Annotated in this window: 1 protein-coding gene; it reads left to right on the top strand. The window is 71.9% G+C overall.

Going from position 1 to position 221, the window contains the following annotated elements:
• Positions 1-221: adenine nucleotide alpha hydrolase family protein (locus GRB80_RS16095; protein ID WP_474098507.1), on the top strand; the 221-nt coding region annotated here is incomplete at both ends.

The following is a 221-nucleotide window of genomic DNA, read 5'->3' on the forward strand; positions in this document are numbered from 1 at the left end:
GACGGCGCCCTGGCCGGCGCCACCGCCCATGTGGTTGCGGCCGCCAAGGCCATCGGGGGCGATATCGACGTGCTGGTGGCCGGCGAAGGCGTCGCTGCCATCGCCGAGGCCGCCGCCAAGCTGGACGGCGTCAGCAAGGTTCGTGTGGCCGACAACGCCGCCTACGCCCACCAGCTGGCCGAGCCGATGTCGGCGCTGATCAATGAGCTCGCCGGCGACTA

The sequence above is a fragment of the Halomonas icarae genome, assembly GCF_009901955.1.
Lineage (GTDB): Bacteria > Pseudomonadota > Gammaproteobacteria > Pseudomonadales > Halomonadaceae > Halomonas > Halomonas icarae.